Consider the following 19,026-nt stretch of genomic DNA (forward strand, 5'->3'; position numbering starts at 1 on the left):
ATGGCTAAGACGTTATATGAAAAGTTGTTTGATGCGCACGTTGTTTACGAGGCACCAAACGAAACCCCGCTGCTGTACATTGACCGTCATTTGGTACACGAAGTGACCTCTCCGCAGGCATTTGACGGCCTGCGCGCGCACAAGCGTCCGGTACGTCAGCCGGGTAAAACCTTCGCGACGATGGATCACAACGTTTCCACCCAGACCAAAGACATCAATGCCTCGGGTGAGATGGCGCGTATCCAGATGCAGGAGCTGATTAAGAACTGCAACGAGTTTGGCGTTGAGCTGTACGACCTGAACCATCCGTATCAGGGCATCGTCCACGTGATGGGGCCTGAGCAAGGGATCACCCTGCCGGGCATGACCATCGTCTGCGGTGACTCCCATACCGCGACCCACGGCGCGTTTGGCGCTCTGGCGTTCGGGATTGGCACTTCCGAGGTGGAACATGTGCTGGCAACGCAGACCCTGAAACAGGGCCGCGCCAAAACCATGAAGATTGAAGTGAAGGGTAAAGCCGCACCGGGTATTACCGCAAAAGACATCGTGCTGGCCATCATCGGTAAAACCGGCAGCGCAGGCGGCACCGGTCACGTTGTTGAGTTCTGCGGGGAAGCCATCCAGGCGCTGAGCATGGAGGGACGCATGACCCTGTGCAATATGGCGATTGAGATGGGCGCAAAAGCCGGTCTGGTCGCGCCGGACGAAACCACCTTCAACTACGTGAAGGGTCGTCTGCACGCGCCGAAAGGTCAGAATTTTGACGACGCGGTAGCGTACTGGAAAACCCTGAAAACCGACGATGGCGCAGCCTTTGACACCGTCGTCACTCTTCAGGCAGAAGAGATTGCGCCTCAGGTGACCTGGGGCACCAATCCGGGCCAGGTGATTTCCGTTAACGACAATATCCCTGACCCGGCATCCTTTACCGATCCGGTCGAGCGCGCCAGTGCGGAAAAAGCGCTGGCCTACATGGGGCTTAAGCCCGGCGTGCCGTTGACCGATGTCGCCATTGATAAAGTATTTATCGGTTCCTGCACCAACTCCCGTATCGAAGATTTGCGTGCCGCAGCCGAGATTGCCAAAGGCCGCAAAGTGGCGCCAGGCGTTCAGGCGCTGGTGGTACCTGGCTCCGGTCCGGTGAAAGCCCAGGCGGAAGCCGAAGGTCTGGATAAGATCTTTATCGAAGCGGGCTTCGAATGGCGCCTGCCCGGCTGCTCCATGTGTCTGGCCATGAACAACGATCGCCTGAATCCGGGTGAGCGCTGCGCCTCCACCAGCAACCGTAACTTTGAAGGCCGTCAGGGCCGCGGTGGGCGCACCCATCTGGTCAGCCCGGCAATGGCCGCCGCTGCGGCAGTCACCGGCCATTTCGCCGATATTCGCAGTCTGAAATAAGGAGACAATCATGGCAGAGAAATTTACCCAACATACGGGCCGTGTTGTCCCGCTGGACGCCGCTAACGTCGATACTGACGCTATTATTCCAAAACAGTTTCTGCAGAAAGTGACGCGTACCGGTTTCGGCGCACATCTGTTTAACGACTGGCGTTTCCTGGACGATAAGGGAGAAGTGCCTAATCCGGAATTCGTTCTGAACTTCCCGGAATATAAAGGCGCCTCCATTTTGCTGGCACGCGAAAACTTTGGCTGCGGCTCATCCCGTGAACACGCACCGTGGGCGCTCACCGACTACGGTTTTAAAGTGGTCATTGCCCCAAGCTTCGCGGATATTTTTTACGGCAACAGCTTCAACAACCAGCTGCTGCCCGTCACGCTGAGCGATGAACAGGTCGATGAGTTGTTCGCGCTGGTTAAGGCGAATCCGGGCATTTCGTTTGAAGTGGATCTGGAAGCCGAAGTGGTGAAAGCCGGGGATAAGACCTACAGCTTCAGCATTGATGCCTTCCGCCGTCACTGCATGCTGAACGGTCTGGACAGCATTGGTTTAACTCTCCAGCACGACGCGGCGATTGCCGCTTACGAAAACAAACAACCTGCATTTATGAAATAACCCTCCGGCCTGCAGTCCACTCTGCAGGCCGCGTTTTATCTTGATACCCGCCTCCTTCTGTAAATACTTCCCAAACCCAGCCAATAATGACGTTATATTTAATGTCAATTTAATGCTTCCTGCGCAGAATAACCGCTCAATCAGCTGACAGCGGAAATAATCATGGAAAAGAAAAATGGCAATGAGTCTCATATCCGTTCTCGGGAAATACATAAATGCACATTAGTGAGCGTAATAATAAATAGTTTACTCACCGCCTTTCAGATAGTTGCAGGAATATTTTCCGGCTCACAGGGTTTAATTGCTGATGGGATTCATTCTCTTTCCGATTTATTCTCCGACTTTGTCGTTTTGATTGCGAATAAAAAGAGTCAGAAAGCTTCTGATATCGATCATCATTACGGTCATCTGCGTTTCGAAAACGGTGCAAAGCTCATTATTGGCGCTATTCTGCTGCTTGTGGGGGTCGGGATGCTCTGGTCCGCAGGCAATAAACTGCTTCACCCCGAGACGCATCAGCTGGTGAAAGGGGCCGCGCTGTGGGTGGCGATTCTGGCGCTGGTGGTAAAGGAAAGCCTGTTCAGATACATGTTTGCCACAGGAAAACGTATTCAGTCCTCGCTGCTGATAGCCAATGCCTGGCATGCCCGTTCTGACGCAGCGTCGTCAGTGGTTGTCGCCATCGGCATTGCCGGGAATTTAGTGGGCTTTCACGCGATGGACCTCATTGCGGCCCTGATTGTCGGAGTATTCATCGCCCACATGGGTTACAAATTTTCTGCCGATGCCCTGCACGATTTGATGGACCGTTCGCTTGAGCCCGAGCTGGAGCACGACATCAAAACGTGTCTTCTCGCAACCGAGGGCGTCACCGGACTCCATGATTTAAAAACACGCAAGATGGGCGATTTAGCCCTTGTCGATGTCCATCTTGAAGTGAACGGCGAATTAAGCGTAAAAGAAGGACATCAGATTGCCGTGAATGCCAGAAATAACGTGATGCAAAAATTCAATGTGCTGAACGTGATGACGCATATTGATCCTGCCCACTAACCGGAACGCATAAATACAGTGTGACGCAACCGACCGTTAAGGTTTCGTTAATTAATCTGCGTCACACTGCATCGCATCAGCTCTCTCATTATTGAGGTAAAAAGCGATGAAACCAACATTACGCGATACGCTTCCCCATAAAGAAACGCCTTTTCTTCGCATACTGCACATTCTTGTGGCCGTACTGGTCCTCGCCCAGATTATCAATTCTAATTTCACCGAAAGTGAAGCCCTCCACGAATCCGGGCTGAACGGAATTATCACCTGGATCCATGTTATCTCCGGATTTGGTTTAATTTTTTGTGGCATTGCCATGATGGCATGGATGTTAATCCAGCGCGGATTTAAGTATTACTTCGCCTGGCTGGCGCTGGATTTTCGCGGAATTGTTGACGATATTCGCACCCTCGCGCAGCGTCAGCTTCCTGACGCGCATGCCGGCGGTATGGCAGCAACGGTGCAAGGTCTGGGCGTGCTGGCGCTGCTGGGCGTTGCACTCTGCGGCGCGGCCTGGTTCGTGCTGAACGCCACGCTCGGGCCGGTTTCGTCCGTCACGGAATCCGTCTTGGATTTGCATAAATTCCTGACGGTCTTTATTGAGACATATTTCTGGGCACACGGCTTCATGGGCCTCGTTCATATGTACCTGACGCTACGCGCGCAGCGTAAATATCAGTATTCAGAATAAAACGGTTCACAGAGCCCGGCGTTCCCGGGCTCCGTTTCGTTCATCCGATCACACGTCTTTTACGCGGCAGGTCAGCAGAAGCGTCACGACGGATAGCGCCGCAATCATCCAGTAGACAGACGCATGCCCGTAGCTTTGCGCCAGCGCCCCCTGAATCACGCCCGCCAGAATTACCCCGGTTGAAATACTGTTGGTAAAAAGCGTGGTCGCCGAGCCGGCACGACCGGGCATGAGATCCTGAAACCAGAGCATGCCGATCCCGGCAACAATCCCAATAAACACGGCGTTAAACAGCTGCAGCACCAGCAACGCTTCCCGCGAATGGAAAAGGATCAGCCCCGCGTAGAACAGCACCCCGGCCGCCACGGCGACAATCATCATCCTGCGCTTTCCAAAGCGCTTAACGTAGTAACCCGCCAGAATCATTGCCGGAATTTCCAGCCCGGCGGCAGTTCCCATTAAGATCCCCGCGAGCTTGTCCGGCAGGCCCAGATCGCTGCTGATCCACAGCGGCATATCGATGATGTACATGGTGTTGCAGGTCCACATCAGCGTGGAGGCAATAAACAGCATGCGGACGTTTTTGTCCTGCCAGCCGCTCACCTCGGTGACAGGTTTATCCGTCGTCTGTTCGACGCGCGCCACGGACGGCAGCGCGAAGGCAATCAGCGCCAGGCTGATGACAAAAATCCCGGCGGCGATGGAAAACATGGTGGTAAAGCCGTAGTTCAACGCCAGCATAAAGGCCAGCGGCGGGCCAATGACCCACGCCAGCGAAAGCTGGGCGCGCATCACCGAGCTGAACATCACCACTTCACGCGCCGAGTTATCCGCGTATTCACGGGCCAGCGCGAACAGCTGCGGCATGGCGGTGTTCGCCAGCGACGCCAGCAGCACGCCGCAGGTAATAAGCGTCAGATAATGACGGTTGAAGGCAAAGAGCAGCGCGTTGCCCACGGCCATGGCGCAGCAAAAGAGGATCAGCCTGCGGCGATCGCCATGGCTGTCCGATCGTTTCGCCAGCGCGAGGCTGACCAGGATCCCGGCAATGGCGTTAACGGTGTAAAACAGGCCGACCCAAAACGGCTGCGCCCCCACCTCACGGCTGAGAAACAGGCTCAGCGTCGGCGCCTGCAGCGCCCCCGCCACGCCCATCATAAAGGCCACCAGCATAAAAGCGGCATACACGCCGTTCAGGCGTCGCCCCATCGTCATCAACCAGAGCATGCGCAAGTCCTTGTGAAAGCGAATCGAAATTGGGTGAATAGTAAACGAAAAAAGCCAGCAAAAACATTTTGCTGGCGGGTGATAAGCACCAATACTCAGTCACACATGATCGAGGCGAGTTAGCGGGAAGAGGTCGGTGTTGTAACGTCCCACTGCATCAATTCTTCTAACGTTTTCAGCCGTTGCTCTGCACACCGGCGGGCCAGCCAGGACGATCCTTTTGTCGCTGAAAAGTATTGCTGATAGAACTGACGTGCGGTAGACCTCTTCATAATTTACCTCCTCGCTTCATCGGGGAGAATTATTGGCCTAATATAGGGATAAATAAATTGCTGGTTTTTTGTCAGGAGTTCCCCTTTTATGCCTTCCGGTCGTCTGCAACAACAGTTTATCCGCCTCTGGCAGTGCTGCGAGGGGCAATCGCAGGAGACTACGCTCAACGAGCTGGCTGACCTGCTTAGCTGCTCCCGCCGCCATATGCGCACGCTGCTCAACACCATGCAGCAGCAGGGCTGGTTAAGCTGGGAAGCGGAGGCGGGACGCGGCAAACGTTCGCGGCTGACCTTCCTCTATACCGGGCTGGCGCTGCAGCAGCAGCGCGCGGAAGATCTGCTCGAGCAGGACCGCATCGATCAGCTGGTACAGCTGGTTGGCGACAAAGCCGCCGTGCGCCAGATGCTGGTTTCCCATCTCGGGCGCAGCTTTCGTCAGGGCCGCCACATTCTGCGGGTGCTCTACTACCGTCCGATGAAAAATCTGTTGCCCGGCACGGCCTTACGCCGCTCAGAAACGCATATGGCCCGGCAAATCTTTAGCGGCCTGACGCGGATAAATGAGGAAAACGGGGAACTGGAGGCGGATATCGCGCATCACTGGCAGCAACTTTCCCCGCGCCACTGGCGCTTCTTTTTACGCCCCGGCATCCACTTTCACCACGGCCGCGAGCTGGAAATGCACGACGTCATCGCCTCCCTGGAACGTGCCCGCAGGCTACCGCTCTACTCGCATATCTCCCGCATCCACTCGCCCACGGCCTGGACGCTGGATATTGAGCTGTCGCAACAGGATAAGTGGCTTCCCTGGCTGCTGGGCTACGTGCCGTCGATGATTTTGCCCGGCGAGTGGGAATCAATGAACAATTTTGCCAGCCTGCCGATTGGCACCGGGCCCTACTCCGTGTCCCGCAATAACAGCAACCAGCTGAAAATCCGCGCGTTCGACGACTACTTTGGCTATCGGGCGCTCATCGACGAAGTGAACGTCTGGGTATTGCCGGATCTCAATGAAGACCTGAGCTGCGGGCTGACGCTGGAAGGCCCCACCACGGGAGAAAAAGCCGTGGAGAGTCGCCTCGAGGAAGGGTGTTACTATCTCCTGTTTGACCGCCGCACCCACCGTGGGGCAAACCAGGCCGTCCGCAAGTGGGTTAGCCACGTTTTGTCCCCTTCCAATCTGATTTACCATGCGGAAGAGCAGTACCAGACCTACTGGTTCCCGGCGTACGGCCTGCTTCCGCGCTGGCACCACGCCCGCCCGGTGCACTGCGACAAACCCGCAGGGCTGGAGTCCATCACCCTGACCTACTACCGCGAACACGTGGAGCATCGTTTTATCGCCAGAATCATGACCCGGCTGCTGGCAGCCGAGGGGGTCACGTTAGAGGTCAGGGAAGTGGACTATGACGAATGGCATCAGGGGGAGATAGCCAGTGATATCTGGCTCAACAGCGCCAACTTTACCCTGCCGCTCGATTTTTCCCTTTTCTCGCATCTGTATGAAGTCCCGCTGATCCAGCACTGCATCGACCGTGACTGGCAGCAGGATGCCGCCCTGTGGCGCGCGGGCGAAATGAATCTTGCAGCGTGGTGCCAGCAGCTTCTGGCCGAGCAGGCGATCGTACCCTTGATCCACCACTGGCTGATGATCCAGGGCCAGCGCAGCATGCGCGGCCTGCGGATGAACACCCTGGGCTGGTTTGATTTTAAATCCGCCTGGTTTGCGCCGCCGGAGCCATAACACTTTCGTAATATTCACCAAATCATTACAATAGCGTCGTTCTCAACGGGGTGCTGCATCACAGATGTGCGCTGAGATAATACCCGTCGAACCTGATCCGGATAACGCCGGCGAAGGGATTTGAGGCTGTCGCTCAAAATCCTTTGCCACTCAACCTTGAGGTGCAAAGTGTTAAAAAAAGTTCTTCCCCTGCTGGCGCTGTTTGCGCTGCCTGCTTTTGCGAAGCCCGTCCTGACGGTCTACACCTATGACTCCTTCTCTGCCGACTGGGGCCCTGGCCCGGTAGTCAAAAAAGCCTTCGAAGCTGACTGTAACTGCGAGCTGAAGTTCGTGGCGCTGGAAGATGGCGTATCGCTGCTCAACCGTCTGCGCATGGAAGGGAAAAACAGCAAGGCCGACGTAGTGCTCGGGCTGGATAACAACCTGCTGGAAGCCGCCTCGCAAACCAAACTGTTTGCCAAAAGCGGCGTAGCGGCAGAGGCCGTTAACGTGCCGGGCGGCTGGAAAAACGACACCTTTGTTCCGTTCGACTATGGCTACTTTGCTTTTGTTTACGACAAAAATAAGCTGAAAAACCCGCCGAAGAGCCTGAAAGAGCTGGTTGAGAGTGACCAGAAATGGCGCGTGATTTATGAAGATCCGCGCACCAGCACGCCAGGCCTGGGCCTGCTGCTGTGGATGCAAAAGGTTTACGGGGATAAAGCGCCGGAGGCGTGGCAGAAACTGGCCGCCAAAACCGTCACCGTCACCAAAGGCTGGAGCGAAGCCTATGGCCTGTTCCTGAAAGGTGAAAGCGATCTGGTGCTGAGCTACACCACCTCTCCGGCCTACCACATCATCGCCGAGAAGAAAGATAACTATGCTGCCGCTGATTTTGCTGAAGGGCACTATCTGCAGGTGGAAGTCGCCGCGCGTACCGCCGCCAGCAAACAGCCGGAGCTGGCCGAGAAGTTCCTGAAGTTTATGGTTTCACCGGCGTTCCAGAATGCGATTCCCGCAGGCAACTGGATGTATCCGGTCACGAACGTTGCGCTGCCCGCAGGTTTCGAGCAGCTGACCAAACCAAACACCTCGCTGGAGTTTACGCCGCAGCAGGTCGCCGTGCAGCGTGCAGCATGGGTAAGTGAATGGCAACGCGCCGTCAGCCGTTGATTCCCGGCTGGTTACTTCCCGGGCTGCTCGCCGCCACAGTGATGGTGGCGGTCAGCCTGGGGGCTTTTCTTGCACTGTGGTTCAACGCGCCAGAGAGCGACCTGCTCGCCCTCTGGCACGACAGCTACCTCTGGCACGTTATCCGTTTCTCCTTCTGGCAGGCGTCTCTCTCAGCCCTGCTGTCGGTGCTCCCGGCTATTTTTCTTGCGCGCGCCCTGTATCGGCGCCGTTTTCCCGGCAGGCTGGCACTGCTGCGCCTGTGCGCCATGACGCTGATCCTGCCCGTGCTGGTGGCGGTGTTTGGCATCCTCAGCGTTTACGGTCGCCAGGGCTGGCTGGCTTCGCTGTTCGGCCAGCTTGGTCTGGAATGGTCATTCTCTCCTTACGGCCTGCAGGGCATTCTGCTGGCGCACGTGTTTTTCAATATGCCGATGGCAACGCGCCTCTTCTTGCAGGCGCTGGAAAACATTCCCGGCGAACAGCGTCAGATTGCCGCCCAGCTCGGCATGCGCGGCGTGTCGTTCTTCCGCTTTGTCGAATGGCCGTGGCTGCGCCGCCAGATCCCGCCCGTCGCGGCGTTAATCTTTATGCTCTGCTTTGCCAGCTTTGCCACCGTGCTGTCGCTCGGCGGCGGGCCGCAGGCCACCACCATTGAGCTGGCGATTTACCAGGCGCTGAGTTACGACTACGATCCCGGTCGCGCCGCGCTGCTGGCGATGGTGCAGATGGCGTGCTGCCTTGCGCTGGTGCTGCTGAGCCAGCGGCTGAGTAAAGCCATTCCTGCTGGCAGTAATCAAATAACCGGCTGGCGCGACCCGCAGGACAGCCTGCACAGCCGCGTTATCGATTTTATCCTGATCGCGCTGGCGCTCCTGCTTCTGCTGCCGCCGCTGATGGCCGTTATCGTTGACGGACTGAACCTCAATCTCATGTCCGTCCTGCAACAGCCCATCCTCTGGCAGGCGACATGGACCTCGCTACGTATCGCGCTGGCGGCAGGGTTACTGTGCGTCATGCTAACCATGATGCTGCTGTGGAGCAGCCGTGAACTCTATGCCCGGCAGGCCCAAAAGGCCGGGCAGACGCTGGAGCTGACAGGGATGCTGATTCTGGCGATGCCGGGCATCGTACTGGCGACGGGCTTCTTTTTACTGTTCAACAGCACCATCGGCCTGCCGGAAAGGGCCGACGGCATTGTGATTTTCACCAACGCCCTGATGGCCATCCCTTACGCGCTCAAAGTGCTGGAAAACCCGATGCGCGACGTCAACAGCCGCTACGGTTTGCTGTGCCAGTCGCTGGGCATGCAGGGCTGGCAGCGGCTGAAGGTGGTGGAACTGCGCGCGCTGAAACGTCCGCTGGCGCAGGCGCTGGCGTTTGCCTGCGTGCTGTCGATTGGGGATTTTGGGGTTGTCGCGCTGTTCGGCAATGACGATTTCCGCACGCTGCCATACTGGCTCTATCAGCAAATCGGCTCTTATCGCAGTCAGGACGGCGCGGTCACCGCGCTGTTACTGCTGCTGCTGTGCTTTACCTTATTTACCGTTATCGAAAAACTTCCGGGGCGTGATGTTAAAACTGACTGATGTAACCTGGCTTTACCAACATCTGCCGATGCGCTTCACGCTCTCCGCGCGCCAGGGGGAGATGATCGCCGTGCTTGGCCCAAGCGGCGCGGGAAAAAGCACGCTGCTTAATCTGATTGCGGGTTTTCTGCAGCCGGCAAGCGGCGCGATCGTCATTAACAATCAAGATCATACCCACACGCCGCCCGCGAAACGTCCGGTCTCAATGCTGTTTCAGGAAAACAACCTGTTTACCCACCTGACGGTGCGGCAAAACATCGCGCTGGGGATGCATCCGGGACTCAGGCTGAACGATGCCCAGCGCCAGAAGCTGGAGATCATTGCCGCCCAGATGGGGATCAACGAGTTCATCGACAGGCTGCCGGGTGAGCTTTCCGGCGGCCAGCGTCAGCGCGTGGCGCTGGCGCGATGCCTGGTGCGCGAGCAGCCGATCCTGCTGCTGGATGAGCCGTTCTCGGCGCTCGATCCCGCCCTGCGCCAGGAGATGCTCGCCCTGGTGCAGGACGTCTGCCAGCGCCAGCAGCTGACGATGCTGATGGTTTCACACAGTATTGAGGATGCCGCCCGCATCGCCCCGCGATCGGTGGTGATTGCCGAAGGGCGTATTTTGTGGGATGGAAAAACAGAAGAACTGCTGAGCGGTAAGGCGGGGGCGTCTTCACTGTTGGGCATTCGTGCCGTCTGATGCCCTCACCCTGACCCTCTCCCACAAGGAGAGGGAAATCGTCGTTAACGGCTCACCACTTTTAATAAAATCTCGCCGTACACCGGCATCAGCGGGTGACGAATCAGCGCGACCAGCGCCACCACGGCCACACCCAGCGTCAGCGGAGCCAGCCACAAAAGGCGAGAGCGCGGAAGATAGCGCGTCAGGCGATCGACGCTGGCTTTCCCACTGCGCCATAGTCGCCAGCAGAGCCATGCCGCCAGCCACAGCAGCACAGCCGTGCCCAGCAGCAGCCACTTAAACTCACCGCTTTGCATACCGTCGGGGATATCGATGGCCGCGCCGGCCAGGATCCCCGGCAGGAAGTAGAACGGCGGCCAGAAGACGCAGCCGATAATGTTCGGCACCACGAATTTTGCGACGGGCAGATCCAGCATCCCCGCCACCATCGGCACCAGCGGACGCGTTGGCCCGACAAAGCGGCCGACGAGGATGGTAAACATGCTGTGCTGATGCAGCGCATGTTCGGTTTTATCCAGCAGGGCTTTGTTCTTTTTCATGAACGACCAGCGGTGCAGCGGCTTCTTAAAGCGCCAGCCCAGCCAGAAGGAGATCCAGTCGCCGAGCAGGCAGCCGATAATCCCGGCCAGCCACGCCTGCCAGAAATTAACCTCGCCGCTGCCAATCAGCGCCCCAAGCCCTGCCATCATCACGGTGCCGGGCAGGATCAGCCCAACCAGCGCCAGCGATTCCAGAAACGCCACCAGCGCCACGGCGATGAGCGAGTACATAACGGACTGGGTAATAAAGTGTTCCAGCAATGCCTGCATAACTATTCCGGTCAGAAAACGAATCAGCGATTCTGCTTAGCGCCCCGCACCGCGTCAAGGCAACAATTGTCTGAATAGTTTACAGGTTGCTTTCTGCATTCACCTGTTTGTTTATCTTTTTTTACCGTTTATTCACATCCCGCGCGGAATTCGCTCGGGCTGGCGCCGGTGCATTTTTTAAATACCCGGGAGAAATAGAGCTGATCCTCAAAGCCCACGTTGCGTCCGACGGTGGCAATCGGCATCCGGGTGGTGCTGAGCAGCAGCTTTGCCTGACTGATGCGCTGATCCTCGCGCCAGCTCAATACGCTGACGCCCAGCTGCTGGCGGAACAGATGCGACAGCCGCGACGGCGACAGGCAGACGTGCTGAGCAACGCTGGCGATATCAAACTGGCTATCGGCCAGGTGGTCGCTGATGTACTGGCAGGCGTCGCGCACGCGGTTGTCCAGCGGGGGATTAAGCGACTCGTTAATCGCCTCCATCCGTCGCAGCAGCAGCTGTTCAAGCAGGTTAATCGCCAGCAGTTCGGCGTAACGCCCACCGGCCTGTCCCGCCTCGATAATCTGCGCAAAAAGCTCGCGAAACTGCGCCAGATGAACCTCATCCGGGCGATAAAAACCGGTATGCGCAAAAATAGCGGGCCACGAAAGCCACTCCTGCCAGTAGGCGCGCGGACGGAAATAGACCCACTGGTGATACCACTCTTTGGCATCCGGATGACGGCCATAGTGGTGGATCTCCCCCGGCGGGAACAGCAGGATATCGCCGGGGCGGCAGACAAACTGCTGGTCACCGTTCTTGATGATCCCTTCCCCTCGCACGGTCAGGTTGAGGATATACCCTTTCATGCCGAGCGGTCGATCGACGTAAAAGTCGAGGTATCCCTCAGCCTCGATAGGGGTCAGTCCCGCCACAAGGTGCGCGTTAAACGAGTATCCCGGCAGCAGGGGATCGTTTTGCGTTTCGGCCATAGATTCAGTTCTCCCAAGGGTCCTGAAGGAAACCAATTGTCCATATCACTAAAAACAGCTTTAAAATGGCCCGCGAAAAGATCCAAAAAGCATCACGCCGCTTTTACGTCCGCCATGTTTCAGCCTTTCCCCCCTGATTTCTCCGCCAGAGCAGGCAGATAACCAGTAACAAAAGTGTCTATAAGTGCGGCAGAAATGTCCACATTGAATATTTGCACGGCGTCACACTTTCCGTTGTAACAGCAATTTAGTCCATAAGATTAGCGGATCCTGCCTGACGACTTTTTTCCCCAGTCTCTAATGTTCTTCCATACCTGTTTTTTCGATGGAGCAACACCATGGCAATTGCGATTGGCCTCGATTTTGGCAGCGATTCGGTTCGCGCGCTGGCAGTGGACTGTACGTCCGGCCAGGAGATAGCAACCAGCGTTGAGTGGTACCCGCGCTGGCAAGAGGGGCGCTACTGTGATGCGCCGAACAACCAGTTCCGTCACCACCCGCGTGACTATATCGAGTCGATGGAAGCGGCGATCAAAACCGTCCTTGCCGAACTGACCGATGCCCAGCGGGCTGAGATTGTCGGAATTGGCGTCGACAGCACCGGTTCCACGCCTGCTCCTGTCGATGCCGAAGGCCGCGTGCTGGCGCTGCGCCCGGAGTTTGCCGACAACCCGAACGCCATGTTCGTGCTGTGGAAAGACCACACCGCCGTAGAAGAGGCTGAAGCCATTACGCGCCTGTGCCATCAGCCGGGCAAGACAGACTACTCGCGCTACATCGGCGGGATTTATTCCAGCGAATGGTTCTGGGCCAAGATCCTCCACGTCACCCGTGCCGACGCAGCCGTTGCGCAGGCTGCGGCGTCATGGGTTGAGCTGTGCGACTGGGTGCCTGCCCTGCTCTCCGGCACCACCCGCCCGCAGGATATCCGCCGCGGCCGCTGCAGCGCCGGGCATAAATCCCTGTGGCACGAAAGCTGGGGCGGCCTGCCTCCGGCCGCGTTCTTCGATGAACTCGACCCGATCCTCAACAAGAGCCTGACGTACCCGCTGTTTACCGACACCTTTACCGCCGATATTCCCGTCGGCACCCTCTGCGAAGAGTGGGCGACGCGCCTCGGCTTGCCGCAGAACGTGGCCATCTCGGGCGGTGCCTTTGACTGCCATATGGGCGCCGTGGGCGCGGGCGCACAGCCAAACACGCTGGTCAAAGTCATCGGGACTTCAACCTGCGACATCCTGACGGCGGATAAAGCCACCGTTGGCGACCGCGCGGTGAAAGGCATCTGCGGCCAGGTTGACGGCAGCGTGGTGCCGGACTTCATCGGTCTTGAAGCCGGTCAGTCCGCGTTTGGCGATATCTACGCCTGGTTTGGCCGCGTGCTCGGCTGGCCGCTGGACCAGCTGGCGGCGGCGCATCCGGAGCTGAAAACCCAGATAGCCGACAGCAAAAAGCAGCTTCTGCCGCAGCTCACCGAAGCCTGGGCAAAAAATCCGTCTCTCGATCACCTGCCGGTGGTGCTGGACTGGTTTAACGGCCGCCGCACGCCGTTTGCCAACCAGCGTCTGAAAGGGGTGATCGCGGATCTCAACCTGGCGACCGACGCCCCTGCGCTGTTCGGCGGTCTGATTGCCGCAACGGCCTTCGGTGCCCGCGCCATTATGGAGTGCTTCACCGGGCAGGGTATCGACGTCAACAACGTGATGGCGCTGGGCGGTATCGCCCGTAAAAACCCGGTAATCATGCAGGCCTGCTGCGACGTGCTGAACCGTCCGCTGCAGATTGTGGCCTCCGATCAGTGCTGCGCGCTGGGCGCGGCGATTTTCGCTGCCGTGGCCGCAGGCGTGCATGCCGACATCCCGACCGCGCAGCAGCATATGGCGAGCGCCGTCGAAAACACGCTTCAGCCGCGTGCCCAGCAGGCGCAACGCTTTGAACAGCTTTATCAGCGCTACCAGCAATGGGCAAAAAGCGCCGAACTTCACTATCTCCCTGTCGCCGCCCCGGCCAAAAGCACCGCGGACACTACGGCAACCCTGACCCATTAAGGACACGATGATGACCATTTTTAATAACTATGAAGTGTGGTTTGTGATTGGCAGCCAGCATCTGTACGGACCGGAAGCGCTGCAGCAGGTGACGAAACACGCGGAGCACGTCGTTAACGCGCTGAACGCGGAAGCTAAACTGCCGTGCAAACTGGTGCTGAAACCGCTGGGCACGACGCCTGACGAAATTACCCACATCTGCCGCGACGCCAACTACGACGATAAATGCGCCGGTCTGGTGGTGTGGCTGCACACCTTCTCACCCGCCAAAATGTGGATCAACGGCCTGTCTATCCTCAACAAACCGCTGCTGCAGTTCCATACCCAGTTCAACGCCTCCCTGCCGTGGGACAGCATCGACATGGACTTTATGAACCTGAACCAGACCGCGCACGGCGGCCGCGAGTTCGGCTTCATCGGCGCGCGTATGCGCCAGCAGCACGCGGTGGTCACCGGCCACTGGCAGGACGGCAAGGCGCAACAGCGTATCGGCTCATGGATGCGTCAGGCGGTCTCTAAGCAGGATACCCGCCATCTGAAAGTGGTGCGTTTCGGCGACAACATGCGTGAAGTAGCGGTCACCGACGGCGACAAAGTGGCCGCGCAGATCAAGTTCGGCTTCTCCGTGAATACCTGGGCCGTGGGCGACCTGGTGCAGGTGGTGAATGAAGTCAGCGACGGCGACGTGAGCGCGCTGGTGGACGAGTACGAAAGCAGCTACCGCCTGACGCCTGCGGCACAAATCAACGGCGACAAGCGTCAGAACGTGCTGGACGCGGCGCGCATCGAGCTGGGCATGAAGCGCTTCCTGGAACAGGGAGGCTTCCACGCCTTTACCACTACCTTTGAAGACCTCCACGGCCTGAAACAGCTGCCGGGTCTGGCGGTACAACGTCTGATGCAGCAGGGCTACGGCTTTGCGGGCGAAGGCGACTGGAAAACTGCCGCTCTGCTTCGCATCATGAAGGTGATGTCGACCGGTCTGCAGGGCGGCACCTCCTTTATGGAGGACTACACCTATCACTTCGAAAACGGCAACGACCTGGTGCTCGGCTCGCACATGCTGGAAGTGTGCCCGACGATCGCCGTGGAAGAGAAACCGATCCTCGACGTGCAGTACCTCGGCATCGGCGGCAAAGCCGATCCGGCGCGTCTGATCTTCAACACCCGCACGGGCCCGGCCATCAACGCCAGCCTGATCGACCTGGGCGATCGCTTCCGCCTGCTGGTGAACTGCGTCGATGCGGTTGAAACGCCGCACTCTCTGCCGAAACTGCCGGTCGCCAACGCCCTGTGGAAAGCACAGCCTGACCTGCCAACCGCCTCAGAGGCCTGGATCCTGGCCGGCGGCGCGCACCACACGGTGTTTAGCCACGCGCTGGATCTGAACGACATGCGTCAGTTCGCCGAGCTGCACGACATAGAGCTGACCGTGATTGATAACGATACCCGCCTGCCCTCCTTCAAAGACGCGCTGCGCTGGAACGAAGTCTATTACGGTTCAAAACGCTAAGTACGGAATGCCCGGTGACGCTACGCTCACCGGGCAGGGAGATAACGATGTTAGACGATCTCAAACGTCAGGTGCTCGAAGCCAACCTGGCGCTGCCGAAACATAATCTGGTCACCCTGACATGGGGCAACGTCAGCGCCGTTGACCGCGAAAAAGGCGTGTTCGTGATTAAGCCTTCCGGCGTGGATTACACGGTGATGACCGCAGACGATATGGTCGTTGTCAGCCTTGAGACCGGCGAAGTGGTCGAAGGTAAGAAAAAACCGTCCTCCGATACGCCGACTCACCGCCTGCTGTATCGGTCATTCCCGACCATCGGCGGCATCGTGCATACCCATTCGCGCCACGCCACCATCTGGGCGCAGGCGGGCCAGTCCATCCCGGCGACCGGCACCACGCACGCGGACTACTTTTACGGCACCATTCCCTGCACGCGTCTGATGACCAACGCCGAGATTAACGGCGAATATGAGTGGGAAACAGGCAACGTGATTGTCGAAACCTTTGAGAAACAGGGGATTGACGCCGCGCAGATGCCCGGCGTGCTGGTGCACTCCCACGGCCCGTTTGCCTGGGGTAAAAACGCAGAGGACGCGGTACATAACGCCATCGTGCTCGAAGAGGTCGCCTATATGGGGATCTTCTGTCGCCAGCTGGCGCCGCAGCTGCCGGATATGCAGCAAACCCTGCTGGATAAGCATTACCTGCGCAAGCACGGTGCGAAGGCCTATTACGGGCAGTAAACTGTATATAAACCCAGCATTAAAATCTTAACCAGGCTATAATCAGGCCTGGTTTTGTTTTCTGGGATAACGGTGTGGCGCAGGCGCAAGAAGGCTTTTTACTGACCCGACACTGGCGGGATACCCCTCAGGGCACCGAGGTCGCGTTCTGGCTGGCAACCGACAGCGGTCCGCTACACGTTACGCTGCCCCCGCAGGAATCCGTGGCCTTTATTCCTGAAGCCCACGTCGAAAAGGTAAAGCAGCTGCTGCGCGGCGAAAACGGCTGGCGCATCACCCCGCTTGAGCTGAAGGATTTCCACCGTCAGCCGGTTTACGGCCTCTACTGTCGCGCCCATCGCCAGCTGATGCGCTATGAAAAGCTGCTCCGCGAGGCGGGCGTGACGCTCTATGAGGCCGATATCCGCCCACCGGAACGCTTTCTGATGGAGCGGTTCATCACCGCCCCCGTCTGGGTCGACGGCACCGCGCAGAGCGGCAGCCTCGTTAACGCGCGCCTGAAGCCGAATCCGCACTACCGCCCGCCGCTGAAGTGGGTCTCACTGGATATAGAAACCACCCGTCACGGCGAACTGTACTGCATCGGTCTGGAAGGCTGCGGCGATCGGGTTGTCTATATGCTCGGGCCGCCGAATGGCGATGCATCCGCGCTGGATTTCCGGCTTGAGTACGTCAACAGCCGCCCGCAGCTGCTGGAGAAACTTAACCAGTGGTTTGCCGACAACGATCCCGATGTTCTGATCGGCTGGAACGTGGTGCAGTTCGACCTGCGCGTCCTGCAAAAGCACGCCGAGCGCTACCGCATCCCGCTGATGCTGGGGCGCGGAAACAGCGAGCTGGAATGGCGCGAACACGGTTTTAAGAACGGTGTTTTCTTCGCGCAGGCCAACGGTCGCCTGATTATCGACGGCATCGAGGCGCTTAAGTCCGCCTTCTGGAACTTCTCTTCATTCTCCCTCGAAGCGGTCGCACAGGAGCTGCTTGGCGAAGGCAAATCCATCGACAACCCCTGGGACAGAATGGACGAGATCGACCGGCGCTTTAATGAAGATAAACCGGCGCTTGCCACCTATAACCTGAAAGACTGCGAGCTGGTCACGCAGATTTTCCACAAAACCGAGATTATGCCGTTCCTGCTGGAGCGCGCGACGGTAAACGGCCTGGCGGCAGACAGGCACGGCGGCTCCGTGGCGGCCTTTAGCCACCTCTATTTTCCGCGCATGCACCGGGCGGGATACGTCGCCCCCAACCTCGGGGACGTACCGCCGCAGGCAAGCCCCGGCGGGTACGTGATGGACTCCCGGCCAGGTTTGTATGACTCGGTGCTGGTGCTGGACTACAAAAGCCTGTACCCGTCGATTATCCGTACCTTCCTGATCGATCCCGTCGGGCTGGTTGAGGGCATGGCCCAGCCGGACGATGAGCACAGCACCGAAGGTTTCCTCGGCGCACGCTTCTCGCGAGAAAAACACTGCCTGCCTGAAATCGTGGGAAACATCTGGCACGGCCGCGATGAGGCCAAGCGCCACGGCAACAAGCCGCTATCACAGGCGCTGAAAATCATTATGAATGCCTTTTACGGCGTGCTGGGCACCAGCGCCTGCCGCTTCTTTGACCCGCGTCTGGCCTCCTCGATCACCATGCGCGGGCACGAGATCATGCGCCAGACCAAAGCGCTGATTGAGTCCCGGGGCTATGACGTCATCTACGGCGACACGGACTCCACCTTTGTGTGGCTTAAGGGCGCGCATTCAGAAGACGACGCCGCGCAAATCGGCAACGCGCTGGTCGCCTTCGTGAACGACTGGTGGCAGGAACATTTGCAGAAAGAGCGGTTAACCAGCGCGCTGGAGCTGGAATTTGAAACCCATTTCGCCCGCTTTTTAATGCCCACCATTCGCGGCACCGATCAGGGCAGCAAGAAGCGCTACGCCGGGCTGATTCAGGAAGGCGACGCGCAGCGGATGGTTTTTAAAGGGCTGGAGACGGTACGTACCGACTGGACGCCGCTGGCGCAGCAGTTCCAGCAGACGCTCTATCTGCGGGTGTTTCGCAATGAGCCCTATCAGGACTACGTGCGCGAGACGATAGCCAGCCTGATGGCGGGCGAACTTGACGCGCAGCTGGTATACCGCAAGCGCCTGCGCCGCCCGCTGGCGGAGTACCAGCGCAACGTTCCTCCGCACGTACGCGCCGCGCGCCTGGCGGATGAGGAAAACGTACGCCGTGGCCGCGCGCCGCAGTATCAAAACCGGGGAACCATCAAATACGTCTGGACCATTAGCGGCCCGGAACCCGTGGATTATCAGCACTCTCCTCTCGATTACGAACACTATCTGACGCGCCAGCTTCAGCCGGTTGCCGACGGAATTTTGCCCTTCATCGACGGTGATTTTGCTACACTGGTTACAGGGCAACTTGGCCTATTTTGACGCGTGACGAAATGGCTGCCATCCAGTACCATAGCGCCCTTTCCATTCCTGGACCCATTTTTCGTTGACCGTCTTTTTTG

Annotated in this window: 16 protein-coding genes and 1 riboswitch; of the genes, 12 read left to right on the forward strand and 4 right to left on the reverse strand. The window is 58.2% G+C overall.

Going from position 1 to position 19,026, the window contains the following annotated elements; genetic code table 11:
* The 4 genes from leuC (at position 1) to HCH49_RS12870 (ending at position 3,758) form a co-directional block, all read left to right on the forward strand.
* Complete coding sequence (gene leuC, locus HCH49_RS12855; protein WP_033144624.1) at positions 1 to 1,401, forward strand: 3-isopropylmalate dehydratase large subunit; 1,401 nt, start codon at positions 1 to 3, stop codon at positions 1,399 to 1,401.
* 10 nt (positions 1,402 to 1,411) lie between these two features.
* Complete coding sequence (gene leuD, locus HCH49_RS12860; RefSeq protein ID WP_039260825.1) at positions 1,412 to 2,017, forward strand: 3-isopropylmalate dehydratase small subunit; 606 nt, start codon at positions 1,412 to 1,414, stop codon at positions 2,015 to 2,017.
* 162 nt (positions 2,018 to 2,179) lie between these two features.
* The gene (locus tag HCH49_RS12865; RefSeq protein WP_221702777.1) at positions 2,180 to 3,070 is read left to right on the forward strand and encodes a cation diffusion facilitator family transporter; all 891 of its coding nucleotides are present in this window, start codon (positions 2,180 to 2,182) and stop codon (positions 3,068 to 3,070) included.
* Between the two features lie 106 nt (positions 3,071 to 3,176).
* Positions 3,177 to 3,758 carry a cytochrome b/b6 domain-containing protein gene (locus HCH49_RS12870; protein WP_221702778.1) on the forward strand — a complete coding sequence of 194 codons (582 nt, stop codon included), beginning with the start codon at positions 3,177 to 3,179 and terminating at the stop codon, positions 3,756 to 3,758.
* 48 nt (positions 3,759 to 3,806) lie between these two features.
* On the opposite strand, the gene HCH49_RS12875 is transcribed toward HCH49_RS12870, so the two are convergent.
* Positions 3,807 to 4,985 carry a sugar efflux transporter gene (locus HCH49_RS12875; RefSeq protein ID WP_221702779.1) on the reverse strand — a complete coding sequence of 393 codons (1,179 nt, stop codon included), beginning with the start codon at positions 4,983 to 4,985 and terminating at the stop codon, positions 3,807 to 3,809.
* A 119-nt stretch (positions 4,986 to 5,104) separates the two neighbouring features.
* Positions 5,105 to 5,257 (reverse strand): glucose uptake inhibitor SgrT, encoded by a 153-nt coding sequence (gene sgrT, locus HCH49_RS12880; RefSeq protein ID WP_023334488.1) that lies wholly within the window; start codon positions 5,255 to 5,257, stop codon positions 5,105 to 5,107.
* An 88-nt stretch (positions 5,258 to 5,345) separates the two neighbouring features.
* Between sgrT and sgrR the strand changes: the two genes are divergently transcribed.
* The 4 genes from sgrR to thiQ all read left to right on the forward strand — a co-directional run bounded on the left by sgrR (position 5,346) and on the right by thiQ (position 10,424).
* A complete protein-coding gene (gene sgrR, locus HCH49_RS12885; RefSeq protein WP_033144620.1) occupies positions 5,346 to 7,001 on the forward strand; it encodes an HTH-type transcriptional regulator SgrR in 1,656 nt (551 codons plus the stop codon).
* Positions 7,002 to 7,037: 36 nt separating this feature from the next.
* Positions 7,038 to 7,138: riboswitch (TPP riboswitch) on the forward strand.
* Positions 7,139 to 7,169: 31 nt separating this feature from the next.
* A complete protein-coding gene (gene thiB, locus HCH49_RS12890; RefSeq protein ID WP_221702780.1) occupies positions 7,170 to 8,153 on the forward strand; it encodes a thiamine ABC transporter substrate binding subunit in 984 nt (327 codons plus the stop codon).
* The gene (gene thiP, locus HCH49_RS12895) at positions 8,129 to 9,739 is read left to right on the forward strand and encodes a thiamine/thiamine pyrophosphate ABC transporter permease ThiP (RefSeq protein WP_221702781.1); all 1,611 of its coding nucleotides are present in this window, start codon (positions 8,129 to 8,131) and stop codon (positions 9,737 to 9,739) included. The genes thiB and thiP overlap by 25 nt, the downstream gene beginning before the upstream one ends.
* Entirely contained in the window at positions 9,723 to 10,424 is a 702-nt protein-coding gene (thiQ, locus tag HCH49_RS12900; RefSeq protein WP_211438450.1) for a thiamine ABC transporter ATP-binding protein ThiQ, read from the forward strand. The genes thiP and thiQ overlap by 17 nt, the downstream gene beginning before the upstream one ends.
* A gap of 44 nt (positions 10,425 to 10,468) precedes the next feature.
* Here the strand turns inward: thiQ and HCH49_RS12905 are convergent, their stop codons facing one another.
* Positions 10,469 to 11,236, reverse strand: coding sequence for a DedA family protein (locus tag HCH49_RS12905; protein ID WP_047060155.1), 768 nt, complete (start codon positions 11,234 to 11,236; stop codon positions 10,469 to 10,471).
* 128 nt (positions 11,237 to 11,364) lie between these two features.
* Positions 11,365 to 12,210 carry an arabinose operon transcriptional regulator AraC gene (gene araC, locus HCH49_RS12910; RefSeq protein ID WP_023310373.1) on the reverse strand — a complete coding sequence of 282 codons (846 nt, stop codon included), beginning with the start codon at positions 12,208 to 12,210 and terminating at the stop codon, positions 11,365 to 11,367.
* 338 nt (positions 12,211 to 12,548) lie between these two features.
* Here araC and araB point away from each other — a divergent pair, with 338 nt between their 5' ends.
* The 4 genes from araB (at position 12,549) to polB (ending at position 18,946) form a co-directional block, all read left to right on the forward strand.
* Positions 12,549 to 14,258: a ribulokinase gene (gene araB / locus HCH49_RS12915; protein ID WP_126328860.1), complete on the forward strand. Its 1,710-nt coding sequence runs from the start codon at positions 12,549 to 12,551 to the stop codon at positions 14,256 to 14,258.
* 10 nt (positions 14,259 to 14,268) lie between these two features.
* The gene (gene araA / locus HCH49_RS12920) at positions 14,269 to 15,771 is read left to right on the forward strand and encodes an L-arabinose isomerase (protein ID WP_221702904.1); all 1,503 of its coding nucleotides are present in this window, start codon (positions 14,269 to 14,271) and stop codon (positions 15,769 to 15,771) included.
* Between the two features lie 47 nt (positions 15,772 to 15,818).
* Complete coding sequence (araD, locus tag HCH49_RS12925; RefSeq protein ID WP_221702782.1) at positions 15,819 to 16,514, forward strand: L-ribulose-5-phosphate 4-epimerase; 696 nt, start codon at positions 15,819 to 15,821, stop codon at positions 16,512 to 16,514.
* Between the two features lie 74 nt (positions 16,515 to 16,588).
* Positions 16,589 to 18,946: a DNA polymerase II gene (gene polB / locus HCH49_RS12930; RefSeq protein WP_221702783.1), complete on the forward strand. Its 2,358-nt coding sequence runs from the start codon at positions 16,589 to 16,591 to the stop codon at positions 18,944 to 18,946.
* Positions 18,947 to 19,026: the final 80 nt, after the last annotated feature.

It is taken from the genome of Enterobacter sp. Y17, assembly GCF_019730495.1.
In the GTDB taxonomy this organism is placed as follows: Bacteria; Pseudomonadota; Gammaproteobacteria; order Enterobacterales; family Enterobacteriaceae; genus Enterobacter; species Enterobacter asburiae_B.

Excerpts from the sequence above, each read along its gene's own strand:
- araC (WP_023310373.1), bottom strand. The coding sequence starts at position 12,210 with ATGGCCGAAACGCAAAACGATCCCCTGCTGCCGGGATACTCGTTTAAC.
- HCH49_RS12865 (WP_221702777.1), top strand. The coding sequence starts at position 2,180 with ATGGAAAAGAAAAATGGCAATGAGTCTCATATCCGTTCTCGGGAAATA.
- HCH49_RS12905 (WP_047060155.1), bottom strand. The coding sequence starts at position 11,236 with ATGCAGGCATTGCTGGAACACTTTATTACCCAGTCCGTTATGTACTCG.
- sgrT (WP_023334488.1), bottom strand. The coding sequence starts at position 5,257 with ATGAAGAGGTCTACCGCACGTCAGTTCTATCAGCAATACTTTTCAGCG.
- thiQ (WP_211438450.1), top strand. The coding sequence starts at position 9,723 with ATGTTAAAACTGACTGATGTAACCTGGCTTTACCAACATCTGCCGATG.
- thiP (WP_221702781.1), top strand. The coding sequence starts at position 8,129 with ATGGCAACGCGCCGTCAGCCGTTGATTCCCGGCTGGTTACTTCCCGGG.
- leuD (WP_039260825.1), top strand. The coding sequence starts at position 1,412 with ATGGCAGAGAAATTTACCCAACATACGGGCCGTGTTGTCCCGCTGGAC.
- sgrR (WP_033144620.1), top strand. The coding sequence starts at position 5,346 with ATGCCTTCCGGTCGTCTGCAACAACAGTTTATCCGCCTCTGGCAGTGC.
- araA (WP_221702904.1), top strand. The coding sequence starts at position 14,269 with ATGACCATTTTTAATAACTATGAAGTGTGGTTTGTGATTGGCAGCCAG.
- leuC (WP_033144624.1), top strand. The coding sequence starts at position 1 with ATGGCTAAGACGTTATATGAAAAGTTGTTTGATGCGCACGTTGTTTAC.
- HCH49_RS12875 (WP_221702779.1), bottom strand. The coding sequence starts at position 4,985 with ATGCTCTGGTTGATGACGATGGGGCGACGCCTGAACGGCGTGTATGCC.
- araD (WP_221702782.1), top strand. The coding sequence starts at position 15,819 with ATGTTAGACGATCTCAAACGTCAGGTGCTCGAAGCCAACCTGGCGCTG.
- araB (WP_126328860.1), top strand. The coding sequence starts at position 12,549 with ATGGCAATTGCGATTGGCCTCGATTTTGGCAGCGATTCGGTTCGCGCG.
- HCH49_RS12870 (WP_221702778.1), top strand. The coding sequence starts at position 3,177 with ATGAAACCAACATTACGCGATACGCTTCCCCATAAAGAAACGCCTTTT.